General features: G+C 68.1%; 11 protein-coding genes. 5 read left to right on the plus strand and 6 right to left on the minus strand.

The features are described 5' to 3' along the window. Positions 1 to 4: 4 nt before the first annotated feature. Complete coding sequence (locus DDF67_RS01605; RefSeq protein ID WP_109099220.1) at positions 5 to 859, plus strand: cytochrome c1; 855 nt, start codon at positions 5 to 7, stop codon at positions 857 to 859. 206 nt (positions 860 to 1,065) lie between these two features. On the opposite strand, the gene DDF67_RS01610 is transcribed toward DDF67_RS01605, so the two are convergent. The 4 genes from DDF67_RS01610 to DDF67_RS01625 all read right to left on the minus strand — a co-directional run bounded on the left by DDF67_RS01610 (position 1,066) and on the right by DDF67_RS01625 (position 5,803). Continuing rightward, complete coding sequence (locus DDF67_RS01610) at positions 1,066 to 1,461, minus strand: OsmC family protein (protein ID WP_109099221.1); 396 nt, start codon at positions 1,459 to 1,461, stop codon at positions 1,066 to 1,068. A 29-nt stretch (positions 1,462 to 1,490) separates the two neighbouring features. Beyond that, positions 1,491 to 2,234 carry a hypothetical protein gene (locus DDF67_RS01615; protein WP_109099222.1) on the minus strand — a complete coding sequence of 248 codons (744 nt, stop codon included), beginning with the start codon at positions 2,232 to 2,234 and terminating at the stop codon, positions 1,491 to 1,493. A 191-nt stretch (positions 2,235 to 2,425) separates the two neighbouring features. Next, complete coding sequence (locus DDF67_RS01620) at positions 2,426 to 4,693, minus strand: beta-glucosidase family protein (RefSeq protein ID WP_109099223.1); 2,268 nt, start codon at positions 4,691 to 4,693, stop codon at positions 2,426 to 2,428. A gap of 57 nt (positions 4,694 to 4,750) precedes the next feature. Then, positions 4,751 to 5,803, minus strand: a complete 1,053-nt coding sequence (locus DDF67_RS01625; protein WP_109099224.1) for a LacI family DNA-binding transcriptional regulator — start codon at positions 5,801 to 5,803, stop codon at positions 4,751 to 4,753. 2 nt (positions 5,804 to 5,805) lie between these two features. Here DDF67_RS01625 and DDF67_RS25225 point away from each other — a divergent pair, with 2 nt between their 5' ends. The 4 genes from DDF67_RS25225 to DDF67_RS01640 all read left to right on the plus strand — a co-directional run bounded on the left by DDF67_RS25225 (position 5,806) and on the right by DDF67_RS01640 (position 12,855). Then, positions 5,806 to 6,219: a hypothetical protein gene (locus tag DDF67_RS25225; protein ID WP_146197927.1), complete on the plus strand. Its 414-nt coding sequence runs from the start codon at positions 5,806 to 5,808 to the stop codon at positions 6,217 to 6,219. 252 nt (positions 6,220 to 6,471) lie between these two features. Further along, the gene (locus DDF67_RS01630) at positions 6,472 to 9,615 is read left to right on the plus strand and encodes a TonB-dependent receptor (protein WP_109099225.1); all 3,144 of its coding nucleotides are present in this window, start codon (positions 6,472 to 6,474) and stop codon (positions 9,613 to 9,615) included. A gap of 128 nt (positions 9,616 to 9,743) precedes the next feature. Beyond that, on the plus strand, positions 9,744 to 11,282 hold the full coding sequence (locus DDF67_RS01635) for a tryptophan halogenase family protein (protein ID WP_109099226.1): 1,539 nt from the start codon (positions 9,744 to 9,746) through the stop codon (positions 11,280 to 11,282). Between the two features lie 43 nt (positions 11,283 to 11,325). Continuing rightward, complete coding sequence (locus DDF67_RS01640) at positions 11,326 to 12,855, plus strand: tryptophan halogenase family protein (RefSeq protein WP_109099227.1); 1,530 nt, start codon at positions 11,326 to 11,328, stop codon at positions 12,853 to 12,855. 9 nt (positions 12,856 to 12,864) lie between these two features. Here DDF67_RS01640 and DDF67_RS01645 read toward each other — a convergent pair whose 3' ends face one another. Together DDF67_RS01645 and DDF67_RS01650 are read right to left on the minus strand one after the other, a co-directional pair. Further along, positions 12,865 to 13,062: a hypothetical protein gene (locus DDF67_RS01645; RefSeq protein ID WP_199229113.1), complete on the minus strand. Its 198-nt coding sequence runs from the start codon at positions 13,060 to 13,062 to the stop codon at positions 12,865 to 12,867. Positions 13,063 to 13,146: 84 nt separating this feature from the next. Beyond that, a complete protein-coding gene (locus DDF67_RS01650; protein WP_109099229.1) occupies positions 13,147 to 13,830 on the minus strand; it encodes a Fe2+-dependent dioxygenase in 684 nt (227 codons plus the stop codon). Positions 13,831 to 14,000 lie beyond the last annotated feature (170 nt).

The following is a 14,000-nucleotide window of genomic DNA, read 5'->3' on the forward strand; positions in this document are numbered from 1 at the left end:
CCCGATGCTGCGCAAACTCTCCGTCATCGCAGCGGTCGCGGGTCTGATGGCGGCTTTCGCCGCCGCCCCGGCCCTGGCCGCCGGTCACCCGCTGGAACCGGAAAAGATCCACTGGTCGTTCAACGGCCCGTTCGGCAAGTTCGACCAGGCTCAGCTGCAACGCGGCTACAAGGTCTATCGCGAGGTCTGCTCGTCGTGCCACTCCATGAAGCTGGTCAGCTTCCGGAACCTCGGCGACAAGGGCGGCCCGTTCTATAACGAGAAGTACCCGAACTCGAACGACAACCCGTGGGTCAAGGCGATCGCCAAGGAGTTCGAGGTCGGCGACATCGACTCCGAGACCGGCGACGCCATCAAGCGTCCGGCCACCAGCGCCGACCGCTTCCCCTCGCCGTTCCCGAACGAGGCCGCGGCCCGCGCCAGCAACGGCGGCGCGTTCCCGCCGGACATGTCGCTGCTGGCCAAGGCCCGCACTGGCGGTCCCGACTACATCCACGCCATCGTCACGGGCTACAAGAACCCGCCGGCCGGCCTGAAGGTCGGTCCGGGCCAGCACTACAACCCGTACATGCCGGGCGACCTGGCGGCCTACTGGAGCGGCGACCACGCCCACGTTCCGCCCGGCGGCTTCATCGCGATGGCCCAGCCGCTGACGGAAGGCGGCGTCACCTTCGACGACGGCACGAAGGCCACGGTCGACCAGCAGGCCCGCGACGTCTCGGCCTTCCTGATGTGGGCCGCCGAGCCCAAGCTGGAAGAGCGCAAGCAGACGGGTTTTGCGGTGATGATCTACCTGATCCTCTTCGCCGGCCTGCTCTATGCGAGCTACCGCAAGGTCTGGAAGAACGAGTCGCACTGAGCGGCCGGTTCGATCCTGGAATGAAGAAGGGCCCGGCGGCGACGCCGGGCCCTTTTGTTTTCCAAGATTCTCCCCCCGAAGGGGGAGGTGGCCCGGGGGCCGGAGGGGGAAGTATGTGCTGAGGTTGGAGTGGTTACTGGCTCACCAGTCACTTCCCCCTCAGTCGCTTCGCGACAGCTCCCCCTTCAGGGGGAGCATCTTGTCGATCACCCCCGATCCAACACCGTGTCGATCCCGAATCCGCCCTTCAGGGCCAGGGTCACGGGCGTGCGTTCGACCACGTCGCGCAGGCGGGCGATGGCGGCTTCGTCGAGGTCGCCCGTGGCGGAGACCTTGCGGTCGATGCGGGGCTTGTCGCCGCTGTTGTCGAGCGTCAGCGTCGTCTCGATGGTCACCTCGCCCCAGCCCTTGCGGTCGGCGTACATGCGCAGGGTGGTGGCCGTGCAGGCCGCCAGGCCTGCGAGCACGAAGCCGAAGGGCGGCGGGCCGGCGTCCTGGCCGCCGAGGGCGGGGGGCTCGTCGCCGACCAGCTTGTGGCCGTTGACGTCGAGCTGGATAGTGTGGCGCGGGTTGGCGGTGACGGCGTGAACGCGCGAGGCCATGGGCAAACTCCGTATGGGGATGATCTGATCTAAGGCGTGAGCCAGAGGGCGTGGGCGACGGGGTCCAGCCGCAGGCGGCCCCGGGCCAGCACCTCGACTCCCAGGGCGCCGACCACGCCGGGCGGCAGGTCGCCGGCCTGCACGGCGCGGGCGCGGGGATAGAGCCGGCCGTCGAAGGCCAGCGCCGCCACCGTGCCGGCCGGCTTCTGGCGCGGTCCGTCGGCCGGTCCGCGGGCGCGCAGGGCTGCGCCCGAGGCGGTGTCGATGGCGAAGGGGCCCTGGACGCTGGAGAAGCCGTCCGAGGCGCTGGCGCGCACCGTCGGCACCCCGCCGACCATCTCGACGTGCAGCGGGTGTCCTGAGGGCCTGTAAAGGCCGTCGGCGGGCTCCAGCCGCAGGCGGCAGGGGGCGAAGTCGATGACCAAGGTGTAGCGGGCCAGCACGTCGGCCCCGATGACGCCGGCGATGGGAGCGACGAACCCGACGCCGCGATAGTCCAGATCGGTCACGGCCACGGGCAGGGCGGGCAGGGCCTCGCCGGCCACGCGGACGGGCAGGGAAAGGTCGGTCGCCTCGAAGCCGCCAGCCTGGGCCTTGGTGTCGTGCAGCAGGGTGCGCGGCGCCGACAGGTCGATGACGAAGTCGCCGGTCATGTCGCCGACCGCGGCGGGGGCGACGACCGCGCCGTTCTCGAACCAGCACGCGGTCTCGCCGGCCCGCGCCGAGGCGGCGGTTGCGAGGCTGAAGACCAGGGCGAGAAGCGGTGCGCGCATGAAGGCAGACTAGGGCGTGTGGGGCTGGGCTGGGAAGCCGCTGCTCCATAGCCGCGCCGATCGCGCATGGCTTGAACGGAAAGGGGGCGGACGCGAAGAAGGCCGGCGTGATGGAAGCTGAAAACTTCCCCCCACCGGCCTTCGGCCGCCTCCCCCAGAGGGGGAGGTTCCTGGTGTGGAAACTTGCCGGCCTACTTCCGCAGCCCCACCGGCACGCTCTGAGCCGCGACGGCCGTGGTGGCGCGCGCCGAGATCGCCGCGGACGACGCCCCCAGCTGCACCTCGTAGTCGCCGGCCGCGACCTTCCAGCCGTGGGCCTTCTCGTCCCAGGTCGCCAGCAGGCGCGGGTCGACGGTCAGGGTGACGGTCTGGCTGGCGCCGGGAGCGAGGTCGACCTTCTGGAAGCCAGCCAGACGGCGCGGGGCCTCCCAGCCGCCGGCCTTGGGCGATACATAGACCTGCGGCACGTCCTTGCCGGCCCGCTTGCCGGTGTTGGTCACCTTGAAGGCGACCGTCAGTTGGCCATCGGTCGTCGAGGTCTTGAGGTCGGAATAGGCGAAGCGGGTGTAGGACAGGCCGTGGCCGAACGGGAACAGCGGCTTGAGGCCCTTCTTGTCGAACCACTTGTAGCCGACGGCCGCACCTTCGATCGAATAGTCGACGGCGAACAGCGCGTCGGGCGTCTTCGGGTCGCCGTCGAGCTTGGGCCGGGGCAGTTGGGCCTCGCTGGCCGGGAAGGTCACGGGCAGGCGACCGGTCGCGTCCACCTCGCCGGTCAGAACGCGGGCGATGGCCTCGCCGCCGCTGGTGCCGGGGAACCAGGCCTGCAGCACCGCGCCCACGTCGTTCAGCCACGGCATGGTCACCGGGCCGCCCGTCTCGAGCACGACGACGGTGGGCTTTCCGGCCTTGGCGGCCGCGGCGATCATGGCGTCCTGGTTCTTGGGCAGGGCCAGGGATGCAACGTCTTCCGACTCGGTGGTCCACTGGTCGGCGAAGACGATCACGAGGTCGCTCTGGGCGGCCAGCCTGGCGACCGCGGCCGGATCCTTGCCGTCGTTGTAGGTGAAGGTCGCCTGGGGCGCGCGGGCCTGCAGCGCCTTCAGCGGCGAGGACGGATAGTAGATCACCGGACCGGGCCAGGTCTTGGGCTCCAGGCCCTGCACGGCGCGACCGCCGGCCGGATAGACCTGCGAGGAGCCGCCGCCCGACAGCACGCCGACATCGGCATAGGCGCCGATTACGGCGACCTTCTGGGCCTTCAGCGCCAGGGGCAGCAGGCCCTTGTCGTTCTTCAGCAGGACCATGCCTTCCTCGGCGTCGGCCTGGCTGACCTTGCCGTTGGCCACGAGGTCGATGGGCGCGATTTTCACCGGATGGTCGACCGCGCCGCTGGCGAACAGCGAGCGGACGATGCGGCGGGCCATGTCGTCCAGGCGCGCCTGGCTGACCGCGCCGCTGGCGAGATCGGCCTTCAGCACGCCGGCCAGGAAGGGCTGCTTGTCGAAGGCGTCGCCGGCCGACTCCTGGTCGAGGCCGGCGTTGACCGACTTGGCGCCCGAGTGCACGGCACCCCAGTCGGACATCACATAGCCCTTGTAGCCCCAGTCCTGCTTGAGCACCTTGTTCAGCAGCCAGTCGTTCTCGCAGGCATAGTGGCCGTTGACGCGGTTGTAGGCGCACATCACCGAGTGCGGGTCCGACGCCTCCATGGCGATCTGGAAGGCCAGGAGGTCGGAGGTGCGGGCGTCGGCGTCGCCGATCCTGCTGTCGACCACGAAGCGCCCGGTCTCCTGGGCGTTCAGGGCGTAGTGCTTGATCGTCGAGACGATGTTGTTGGACTGGATGCCCTTGATCTGGGCCCCGACCATCACGCCGGCCAGCAGCGGATCCTCGCCGCCATATTCGAAGTTGCGGCCGTTGCGCGGCTCGCGGACCAGGTTCACGCCGCCGGCCAGCATGACGTTGAAGCCCGAGTCGCGCGCCTCCTTGCCGATCATCGCCCCGCCCTTCTGCGCCAGCGCCGGGTTCCAGGTGGCCGTGGTGGCCATGCCGGAGGGGAGGGCGGTGCGCTCGCGGAATTGCGCGGCGCTGCCTTGCGTCGCCACGCCGATGCCGGCGTCGGTCTCGAACTGGGCGGGGATGCCCAGGCGCGGCAGGCCCGGCACGTAGCCGGCCGAACCGGGCAGCGAGCCTTCGATGCGCGTGTACCTGGGCTTCATGTCGGCGCCGAAGTAGCCGTAGACCAGGGTCAGCTTCTCGTCCTGGGTCATGGCCTTGACCGCCAGGTCGGCGCGGGCGTCGGCGTCGAGCTTGGGGTCCAGCCACGGCTGGCCGGCCGGGGCGGCGGCGGGCGCGCCATGACCCGCATGGCCGGCATGGCCTTGGGCCAGGGCGGGAGCGCCCATTGTGGCGATGGTCAGGGCCAGGGCGCTGGCGCGCCAGAGACGCGAATTCATTCTACCTCCCACTCGTATGATCTTGGCCGGCGGTGCGGCGGTATGTTTTCGGGACCGTCAGCCGGGCTTGCCCGTCGCGGACTGGCCGGGCGGCCGCTTGCGGGCCGGGCCGGTGGATTCGCGGACCACCAGGGTGTGCTGGGCCAGGAACGGACTGGGGCGGACACCGGAGTCGCTGCTGTTCCAGGCCGCGAAGGTCTGCAGGGCGCGCAGGGCCATCGGCTCGAACGGCTGGCGGATGGTGGTCAGGGTCGGCCAGATGACGCCGGCGATCGGCGCGTCGTCGAAACCGACCACCGACAGGTCGTCGGGAATGCGCAGGCCCCGGCGCTGGGCCTCCATGCAAGTGGCGGCGGCCATGTCGTCGTTGGCGGCGAAGATGGCGGTCGGCGGCTCGTCGATGTCGAGCAGCAGCTTGGCCGCGTCCAGGCCGGTCTTGAAGGTGAACTCGCCCCCGACGATCAGCTCCGGAGCCGGGCGCGGCAGGCCGGCGGCGGCGTAGGCCTCGAAGAAGCCGTTACGGCGATGGGTGCTGGCGGCATGGTCGGGGTGGCCGGCGATGTGGCCGATGCGGGTGTGGCCCAGGCTGAACAGGTGCTCGACCACCTCGCGGGCGGCGGCGCGGTCGTCCATGGCGATGGCTGGGAAGTTCGGGTCGGGCGTGGTCGGCGAGATCAGCACGCAGCGCACGTCGAGCTCGCGCATCAGGGCCTTCAGCGGGCCGAAGTCGCATTCGGGCGGCAGCAGAATCACTTCGCGGATGCCGCCGTCCTCGATGAAGGCGCGGATGCGCTCGTGCCAGCCGACCACCGGGCCGTCGAACAGCTCCACGGTCAGGTGGCGGCCGGTCTCCAGGCAGGCCAGCAGCAGGGCGTGGTGGGTGCGGGTGTGATAGCCGCCGCTGGGATCGCCCATCAGCACGCCGACGGCCGAGGCGCCTTGCGCGCGGAAGTGACGGGCCACGGCGCTGGGCTGGTAGCCGAGGGCGGCCATGGCTTCGCGGACCTTGTCGCGGGTCTTGGTGGTGACGCTGGCGTGGTCGTTCATCACGCGCGAGACGGTCTTGGCCGAGACGCCAGCCCGCTTGGCCACATCGTGAATCGTCGTCATTCGTGAAGACCCGCACCCGACTTGGCCGCGCGGCGCGCCTCCCCGGCTGGGGTGGCTCGGCGGCTCCCGAGACGCAGCCATACCGCAGCCTCGCGGGCTTGTCATGTCGCGTGGACAAAGACGGGTCAAAAAATGTCCTCTTCGTGGACATTGATGTGGTCGTCTTTGCTGTCATGCGGGTCATTTCGATCCGACTGGAACCGCTTCCGATTCACTTTCGGGTGGAATTGTCGCCCATCGCACACGTTCATCGCGGACGGCTGGCGATCGGCGTTATCTCGCTTGCTAGCGCTGTCTTCGCGTCGCGAGGACGTTTCATGGCTTGGAAAATATCAGTAAAAACAACGGTTATGTGTCTCTGCCTCGGGCCGCGTCGTGGCCGCACGTCGATATTGCAGCGCTTCGAAACCCGGTGATTATCAGAAATGACAACGTTGACATTCTTGTTGACTTGCTTGGGACATTTAGGAATGTTGCCACCGTGACCGGCGTCTGAGGGCCGGATCGCAACACCGTTCCGGCGCCGGGGGTCGCCGACAGGACAATCACCGGGTCACGGCCGCCGAAAGCAGGTTGGCGTGAAGGTCGAGGCCCGGCTCGAGACCCACCGCGGCGCCAAAAGGCTTCGCGGCCCGAACGCAAGAACAAGACATTGGGGAGCGATCGATTTGACCACACCACGTAAGAAGTCCGTCTGGACTCGCGGCTTGACCCTGGCCCTTCTGGCCGGCGCGTCGCAGGCCGTCATCACCACATCCGCCCTGGCGCAGACCGCCGGCCAGGCCGAAGAGACCGCCGTCGACGAGATCGTCGTCACCGGCGTGCGCGGCTCGCAGCTGAAGTCGGTCGACGTCAAGCGCCGCGAGGCCTCGATCGTCGACGCCATCTCGGCCGAGGACATCGGCAAGCTGCCCGACGTCACCATCGCCGACTCGCTGCAGCGCATTCCGGGCATCCAGATCCAGCGCAACGCCGGCGAAGGGGCCACGGTCAACATCCGGGGCCTGGCCCAGGTCATCACCCTGCTGAACGGCGAGCAGTATCTCAGCGCGGGCAACATGGGCGCGGCCCAGCCCAACCTGCTGGATGTGCCCTCGCAGCTGATGAACCAGGTGCTGGTCTACAAGTCGACCGACCCGAACAACGCCCTGTCGGGCATCTCGGGCACCATCGACCTGCGCACCCGCCGGCCGTTCCAGATGCAGGAAGGCTTCACCTTCGCCGGCGCCGCCGAGGCCCAGCGCGGCGAGCGCACCAAGGAAGACGATTACCTGGCCAACATCCTGGCCAGCTGGCGCAACGACCGCGTCGGCCTGCTGGTCTCGGCCGCGCAGAGCAAGTCGAACCTGGGCAACAACTTTTCGGGCGCGGTCTCGCTGTCGGGCAACAACGACTGGGGCGGCTCCAACCCGAACAACTTCCTGTCGCCGCACGGCTTCGAAAGCTTCAACCGCGTCGTCGAGCGCAAGCGCACCGGCGTCAACGTCTCGTTCGAGGCCGACCTGGGCGAGGGCTTCACCCTGATCGCCGAAGGCTTCTACGCCAAGCTCGACGAATACAACCGCGCCGCCGGCATCAACATCTCCAACCGCTGGGACGGCGGCGCCTTCGGCAACTGGACCCGTCCGACCGACTTCGAGCAGACCGGCGTCAGCGCGCCGCCGCCCGGCCCGGCCCCGATCGGCGGCAACGGCCGTCCGTGGCTGGCGGTCAGCGAGTACGACATCGACGCCTGGTGGGTGAACTCGTTCACCGTCAACCGCGTCAACAAGTCCGAGAGCAAGAATTACAATCTCGAACTGAAGTACGACAACAACGGCCCCTTCAGCTTCGAGGCGCGGGCCATCCGCGCCGACGGCGACCGCCTGAGCATGAACGGCCAGGCCCAGGGCGACCTGTCCAACTGGCAGTATGCGCCTGATCGCTTCACGCTGTTCCGCAACGCCCAGGACCGCACGCGCGGCACATTCTATCCGAAGGCCATCTGCGACCAGTATCCGGCCAGCCAGCGCAGCAACGCCGTCACCGGCTCGGCCGGCGGCTGCTACCTGAACCCGAACCCGCTGGGCTACGGCCAGAACCCGCAGCTGCACTATGACATCAGCGGCAAGAGCCCGGTGTGGAGCGGCTTCGACACGCCGATCTCCGGCGGCCTGGGCGCGGGCAAGACCCTGCGCGACTATATGGCCAACAAGGACAGCTACGCGATCGGGGCCTTCTCGTCGGAAGGCAACAACGAGGTCTCGTCGGACATGAACGTGTTCCGCGCCGACGGCCACTACAAGTTCGAAGACAAGTTCCTGGGCTTCATCACCAAGGTCGACGCCGGCGTTCGCCAGAGCGACCGTTCGGTCAGCGTCGAGCAGTTCCACCTGTTCTCGGGCTTCTACGGCGGGGTTCCCGGCGCGGTGCAGGCCAACGGCACGCCCGTGCCGGCCGGCGGCTGCATGGCCCAGTGGAAGGCCATCGACGTCGTCATGAACCAGAACCAGTGCCAGGCCGGCGAGTTCGTGCCGAACCCGATCACCGGCGTGCCGGAGTTCCAGGGCTACACGGTCAACCGTCCGACCAAGCTGACGACCTACAACAACGCCATCTGGGTCAACAACCTGGGCGGCGTCACCAAGGGCATGCCCGGCTTCTGGGCCATCGACCCGCGCGACTTCGACGACGTATTGTCCTTCCAGAAGAAGGTGTTCGGCGACGCGGTGCGGGTGCAGGTGCCCGGCCAGACCTATGACGTCGACCTGAAGGAGCAGAGCGCCTACGGCGCCGGCGCCTTCGAGATTGGCCAGCTGTCGGGCGACTTCGGCCTGCGCGTCATCCAGACGGAACTGCTGGTGAAGCAAAACCTGACCGGCGACGTGATGAACTACGGCGACACCAACGCCGACGCCGGCGACACGGTCACCCGCCGCAAGTACACGGACTGGCTGCCGTCGTTCAACGCCACCTACGACCTGACCGACAACATCAAGCTGCGCTTCGCCTATTCGAAGACGATGCAGCCGCTGGACCTGGGCAGCTACGGCGGCGGCCTGTCGATCTTCACCGCCGACTGCGGCGCGACCATGCCGAACGTTCGCTGCGTGACCGGGGCCAGCGCCTCGGGCAACCCGAACCTCGACCCTTGGCGCTCACAGAACTTCGACGGCGCGATCGAATACTACTTCGGCCGGGCCTCGATGCTGAACCTGTCGGCCTTCAAGCTAAAGATCGACAGCTTCGTCACCGGCGGCACCATCAAGGGCAGCTTCCCCGACCAGGACGGCGTGATCCGCCGCGAGGTCGACGTGTCGCTGCCGCTGCAAGGCAAGGGCGGCGAGGTCAAGGGTGTGGAAGTGGGCGCCAAGATCGCCTTCACCGACATCATCCCCGACGTGCCGATCCTGAAGAACTTCGGCGTCGACACCAACTACACCTACTCGCCCAGCAAGGAAGACCGGCTGGATCTGTCGGGCAATCGTCTGCCGTTCTACGACAACTCCAAGCACCAGTTTAACCTGATCGGCTGGTACCAGGACGACAAGCTGCAGGCGCGGGTGGCCTACAACTACCGCACCGATCGCCTGTCTTCGACCATGGGCGGCGGCGGCCAGGCCGTGATCCCGATCTACCAGGATGCGACCGGCTATGTGGACGTCAACGTCAGCTACGACGTCCGCAAGGACGTGACGGTCTACTTCAACGGATCGAACGTCACCGGCGAGATCGAGGACTACTACCTGCGTTTCGCCAAGGGCAAGGAACAGTACTCGTCGCAGAACGAGTTCGAGCCCCGCTACACCCTCGGCATCCGCGCCAAGTGGTGATCTGAAGCCTTCCTCCCTGCGCCCGTCGTGGCGGCCCTTCGGGGTCGCCGCGGCGGCTCTTTTTGTTTGGGGAGGGTGCTTTCCATCGACGCCTACGGGCGCCAGTTTTCCGGTCGGGAGGACCGGCCATGAGCCAAGACGTCCGCAGCGGGCGCATCCGCAGCATCGTCATCGTCGGCGGCGGGACCGCCGGCTGGATGGCCGCCGCATCCTTGCGCCGCCACTTCGGCAAGGCGCCGATCGACATCACCCTGGTCGAGAGTTCCGAGATCGGCACGATCGGGGTGGGCGAGGCGACCATCCCCACCATCCGCGGCTTCTACCAGAACCTGGGCCTGGACGACCTGGAGGTGCTGCGCGCCACGCAGGGCACCTGCAAGCTGGGCATCCGCTTCAAGGACTGGATGGCCCCGGGCTCGGCCTTCATCCATCCGTTCAGCCTGTACGGCCAGGACCTGAACGGCGTGCCCTTCCAGCACTATTGGCTGAAGGCGCGCAGCGTCGCCGACATCGGGGAGGTGGGCGAGTATTCGCTGGGCGCCAGCCTGGCGGCGGCGGGCAGGTTCACCGTGCCGGCCGCCAATCCGCCGTCCAGCCTGTCGGTGTTCGACTGGGCCCTGCATTTCGACGCCGCCCTGTTCGCCCAACTGATGCGCCGGGTGGCCGAGGCCAATGGCGTGCGCCGCATCGACGCCAAGGTCGTGAAGGTCAACCTGCGTCCCGAGGACGGCTTCGTCGCCTCGCTGGACCTGCATACCGGCGCGACCGTTGAGGGCGACCTCTTCATCGACTGCTCAGGCTTCCGTGGCCTGCTGATCGAGGAGGCCCTGCAGACCGGCTACGAGGACTGGTCGCAATGGCTGTTCTGCGACCGGGCCCTGGCGGGGCAGAGCCAGCCGCCTGAGGGGGCCGAGCCGCCGCCCTATACCGACGTCACCGCCCACAGCGCCGGCTGGCGCTGGCGCATCCCGCTGCAGCACCGCTACGGCAACGGCTACGTCTATTCGAGCCGCCACATCGACGACGAGGCGGCCAAGGCCGAGCTGGTCGCCGCCGTCCCCGACCGCCTGCTGCACGAGCCGCGGCTGATCCGCTTCACGCCTGGTCGCCGCAAGAAGGTGTGGAACCGCAACGTCGTGGCGCTGGGCCTGGCGTCGGGCTTCCTGGAGCCGCTGGAAAGCACCTCCATCGCCCTGATCGAGACAGGGATCGAAAAGCTCAAGGCGCTGTTCCCCGATCGCAGCTTCGACCCGGCCGTGATCGACGAGTTCAACGACTGGTCGCGGCGCGAGATGGAGCGGGTGCGCGACTTCGTGGTGCTGCACTACAAGGCCGCCCAGCGGGCCGACACGCCGTTCTGGCGCACCACCCGAGACGCCGAGATCCCCGAGACCCTGGCCCGCAAGGTCGAGCTGTTCCGCTCGCGCGGCCACATCGCCCGCTATCGCTGGGAGATGTTCCAGCCGCCCAGCTGGCTGGCGATCTTCGCCGGCTTCGACATCCTGCCCGAAGGCTGGGACCCGGCGCTGGACGGGATCGACGGAGCGGCCCTGGCCGCCAGCCTCAACCAGATGCGCGCCGGCGTGGCCCGGGCGGTGGCCGGGGCGCCCACCCACGGCGAGTTCCTGCGCCGCTATGTCGGCGCCGCGCCGGCGGCGGCCGAATAGACGACCAAGAACGATAAAGACAAAAGCTTACGGGAGAGGCCCCATGGCCAACAATCTGCGGAAGATCGTGATCGTCGGCGGCGGTTCTGCCGGTTGGATCACGGCGGCGATGATCAGCCATTATCTCAAGGACAGCCCCTGCGAGATCGAGCTGATCGAGTCCGAGCAGATCGGCATCATCGGCGTCGGCGAAAGCACCATCCCGCCGTTCCTGCAGCTGATCCGCAGCTTGGGGATCGACGAGAAGGAGTTCATGCAGGAGACCCAGGCGGCCTTCAAGCTGGCCATCCGGTTCGAGAACTGGCGACAGAAGGGCGAGGTCTACTACCACCCGTTCGGCCTGATCGGCGGCCTCGTCGACGTACACGAGTTCTATCAGGTCTGGCTGCGCGGCAAGGCCGAGGGCCATCCCTCCAGCCTGCAGGACTTCGCGCCGGCCTCGGTGATGGCCGACCGCTGGAAGTTCATGTCGCCGGCCATGGCCCCGCGCACCATGCTGGCCAACGCCAACTACGCCGTCCACATCGACGCGGCCCTGCTGGCCAAGTTCCTGCGCAAGTTCGCCGAGGCCCGCGGCGTCAAGCGCACCGAGGGCATCGTCAAGGACGTGGCCACGCGCCCCGACGGCTTCATCGAGAAGGTGATCCTGCAGGACGGCCGCGAGGCCTCGGGCGATCTCTTCATCGACTGCTCGGGCTTCCGCTCGCTGCTGAACGGCAAGACCCTGGGCACCGAGTTCCTCGACTGGTCGGACGTGCTGTTGAACGACCGGGCGATCGCGGTGCAGACCGCCAACATCCAGGACCCCCATCCCTACACCCTGGCCCAGGCGCAGGACGCCGGCTGGCGCTGGCGCATCCCGCTGCAGCACCGGGCCGGCAACGGCTACGTCTATTGCAGCCAGTACTGCAGCGACGACGAGGCCCTGGCCACGCTGATGAGCCAGGTCGAGGGCGAGGCCGTTCGCGATCCCTGGCTGGTGCCGTTCAAGACGGGGATGCGAAAGCAGCTGTTCAACAAGAACTGCGTGGCCATCGGCCTGGCCGGCGGCTTCATCGAGCCGCTGGAGTCGACGGCCCTGCACCTGATCTATCGCGGCGTCGACTACCTGCTGCGGTTCTTCCCCGACCGTGACTGCGATCCGGTGCTGGCGGCCGAATACAACAGGCGCATGCAGGTCGACTACGAGGAGATCCGCGACTTCATCGTGCTGCACTACTTTACGACCAGGCGCGACGACACGCCGTTCTGGCGCGCCTACCAGCAGGTGACGCCGCCCGAGAGCCTGCGCGAGCGGATCGAGCTGTTCAAGGCCAGCGGCGTGCTGCGCGACGGCGTCGACGACATGTTCCGCGCGCCCAGCTGGCAATCGGTGATGGAGGGCATGGGCATCCGGCCAAAGCGCTACCAGCAGCTGGTCGACACCCTGCCGGCGGGCGTGGTGAAGGGCCTGCTGGACAAGTCGGCCCCGATGCTCAGCGAGCTGGTGGACACCCTGCCCAGCCACGGCGACTTCTTGCGCCAGCACTGCCCTGCGCCGGTGCCCGAGGCGCTGCTCAAGCGGGCCGGATAGCCGTCTGGTTCAGGCGGCGGGCGTCTTGTCGTCCACCGCCGGCCAGCGCGCGAATGCGAAGATCCACAGCATCACCAGGGACACGCCGGGGACCAGGGTCAGCAGGCAAAGCCACGGCGACCAGCCGGCGCGCTGGAAGATCTTCGCCACGGGCACGATGAAGACGCCCAGCAGCGGCAGCAGAATGATCCAGTGAAAGATCGACATCGAGCCCATTCGGGTCCCCTCAGTTTCGACAGGCCATCAGTCTAAGGGCCCCCGCGTGAGCGCCGGGCGATCGACCGAAGAAGTTCAGACCTCGGCCCACATCCGCAGCAGGTTGTGGTAGGTGCCGGTCAGCGACAGCACCGACGGGTCGGCTTGGCCGACCTGGCCGGCCAGCCGCTGGATCGAGACGTCCATGTCGAGCATCAGGGCCCGCTTGGCGTCGTCGCGCACCAGGCTCTGGATCCAGAAGAAGCTGGCCGTGCGGGTTCCGCGCGTGACGGGGGTCACGTGGTGCAGGCTCGAGGCGGGATAGAGGATCAGCGAGCCGGCCGGCAGTTTCACCATGTGGCTGCCATAGGTGTCGTCGACCACCAGCTCGCCGCCGTCGTAGTCGTCGGGATCGCTCAGGAACAGGGTGGCCGAGAGATCCGTGCGGATCTGGGCGCCTGTGGCGGGGTTCCGGCGGATCGAGTTGTCGACGTGGTCGCCAAAGCCCATGCCCTCGCCGTAGCGGTTGAACAGCGGCGGCAGGATGGTGTGGGGCAGGGCGGCCGACACGAACAGCGGATTGGCCTGCAGCGCCTGGACGATGATCGCCCCCACCTCGCGGGCGGCCGGACCGTCCTGCGGCAGCTGCTGGTTGTTCTTGGCCATGGCCGCCTGGAAGCCCGAGGTGGCGTTGCCGTCGACCCAGGGGGCCGCGTCGATGACCGCCCGGCAGTGGGCGACTTCGTCGGGGCTCAGCACGTCGGGGATCTGCAGCATCATGGCGGGGCGCCTTCGGTATCGTGTACCTCGGCTTTAGGCCCTGCGGCCGCGCGCGGCAATGCGAACGCCTCGCAGAAGATTGCGTAAGGAAAGAGATGCTCCCCCTGAAGGGGGAGCTGTCGCGGAGCGACTGAGGGGGAAGTAGCTGCTGCGTTGGCGGGTGAACTGAC

This window comes from Caulobacter endophyticus, from assembly GCF_003116815.1.
In the GTDB taxonomy this organism is placed as follows: Bacteria; Pseudomonadota; Alphaproteobacteria; order Caulobacterales; family Caulobacteraceae; genus Caulobacter; species Caulobacter endophyticus.

What these genes read in the sequence shown, in the direction of transcription:
- DDF67_RS01625 (WP_109099224.1), bottom strand. Translation starts at nt 5,803, where the DNA reads ATGACGACGATTCACGATGTGGCCAAGCGGGCTGGCGTCTCGGCCAAG.
- DDF67_RS01640 (WP_109099227.1), top strand. Translation starts at nt 11,326, where the DNA reads ATGGCCAACAATCTGCGGAAGATCGTGATCGTCGGCGGCGGTTCTGCC.
- DDF67_RS01605 (WP_109099220.1), top strand. Translation starts at nt 5, where the DNA reads ATGCTGCGCAAACTCTCCGTCATCGCAGCGGTCGCGGGTCTGATGGCG.
- DDF67_RS01620 (WP_109099223.1), bottom strand. Translation starts at nt 4,693, where the DNA reads ATGAATTCGCGTCTCTGGCGCGCCAGCGCCCTGGCCCTGACCATCGCC.
- DDF67_RS01650 (WP_109099229.1), bottom strand. Translation starts at nt 13,830, where the DNA reads ATGATGCTGCAGATCCCCGACGTGCTGAGCCCCGACGAAGTCGCCCAC.
- DDF67_RS01610 (WP_109099221.1), bottom strand. Translation starts at nt 1,461, where the DNA reads ATGGCCTCGCGCGTTCACGCCGTCACCGCCAACCCGCGCCACACTATC.
- DDF67_RS01635 (WP_109099226.1), top strand. Translation starts at nt 9,744, where the DNA reads ATGAGCCAAGACGTCCGCAGCGGGCGCATCCGCAGCATCGTCATCGTC.
- DDF67_RS01645 (WP_199229113.1), bottom strand. Translation starts at nt 13,062, where the DNA reads ATGTCGATCTTTCACTGGATCATTCTGCTGCCGCTGCTGGGCGTCTTC.
- DDF67_RS01615 (WP_109099222.1), bottom strand. Translation starts at nt 2,234, where the DNA reads ATGCGCGCACCGCTTCTCGCCCTGGTCTTCAGCCTCGCAACCGCCGCC.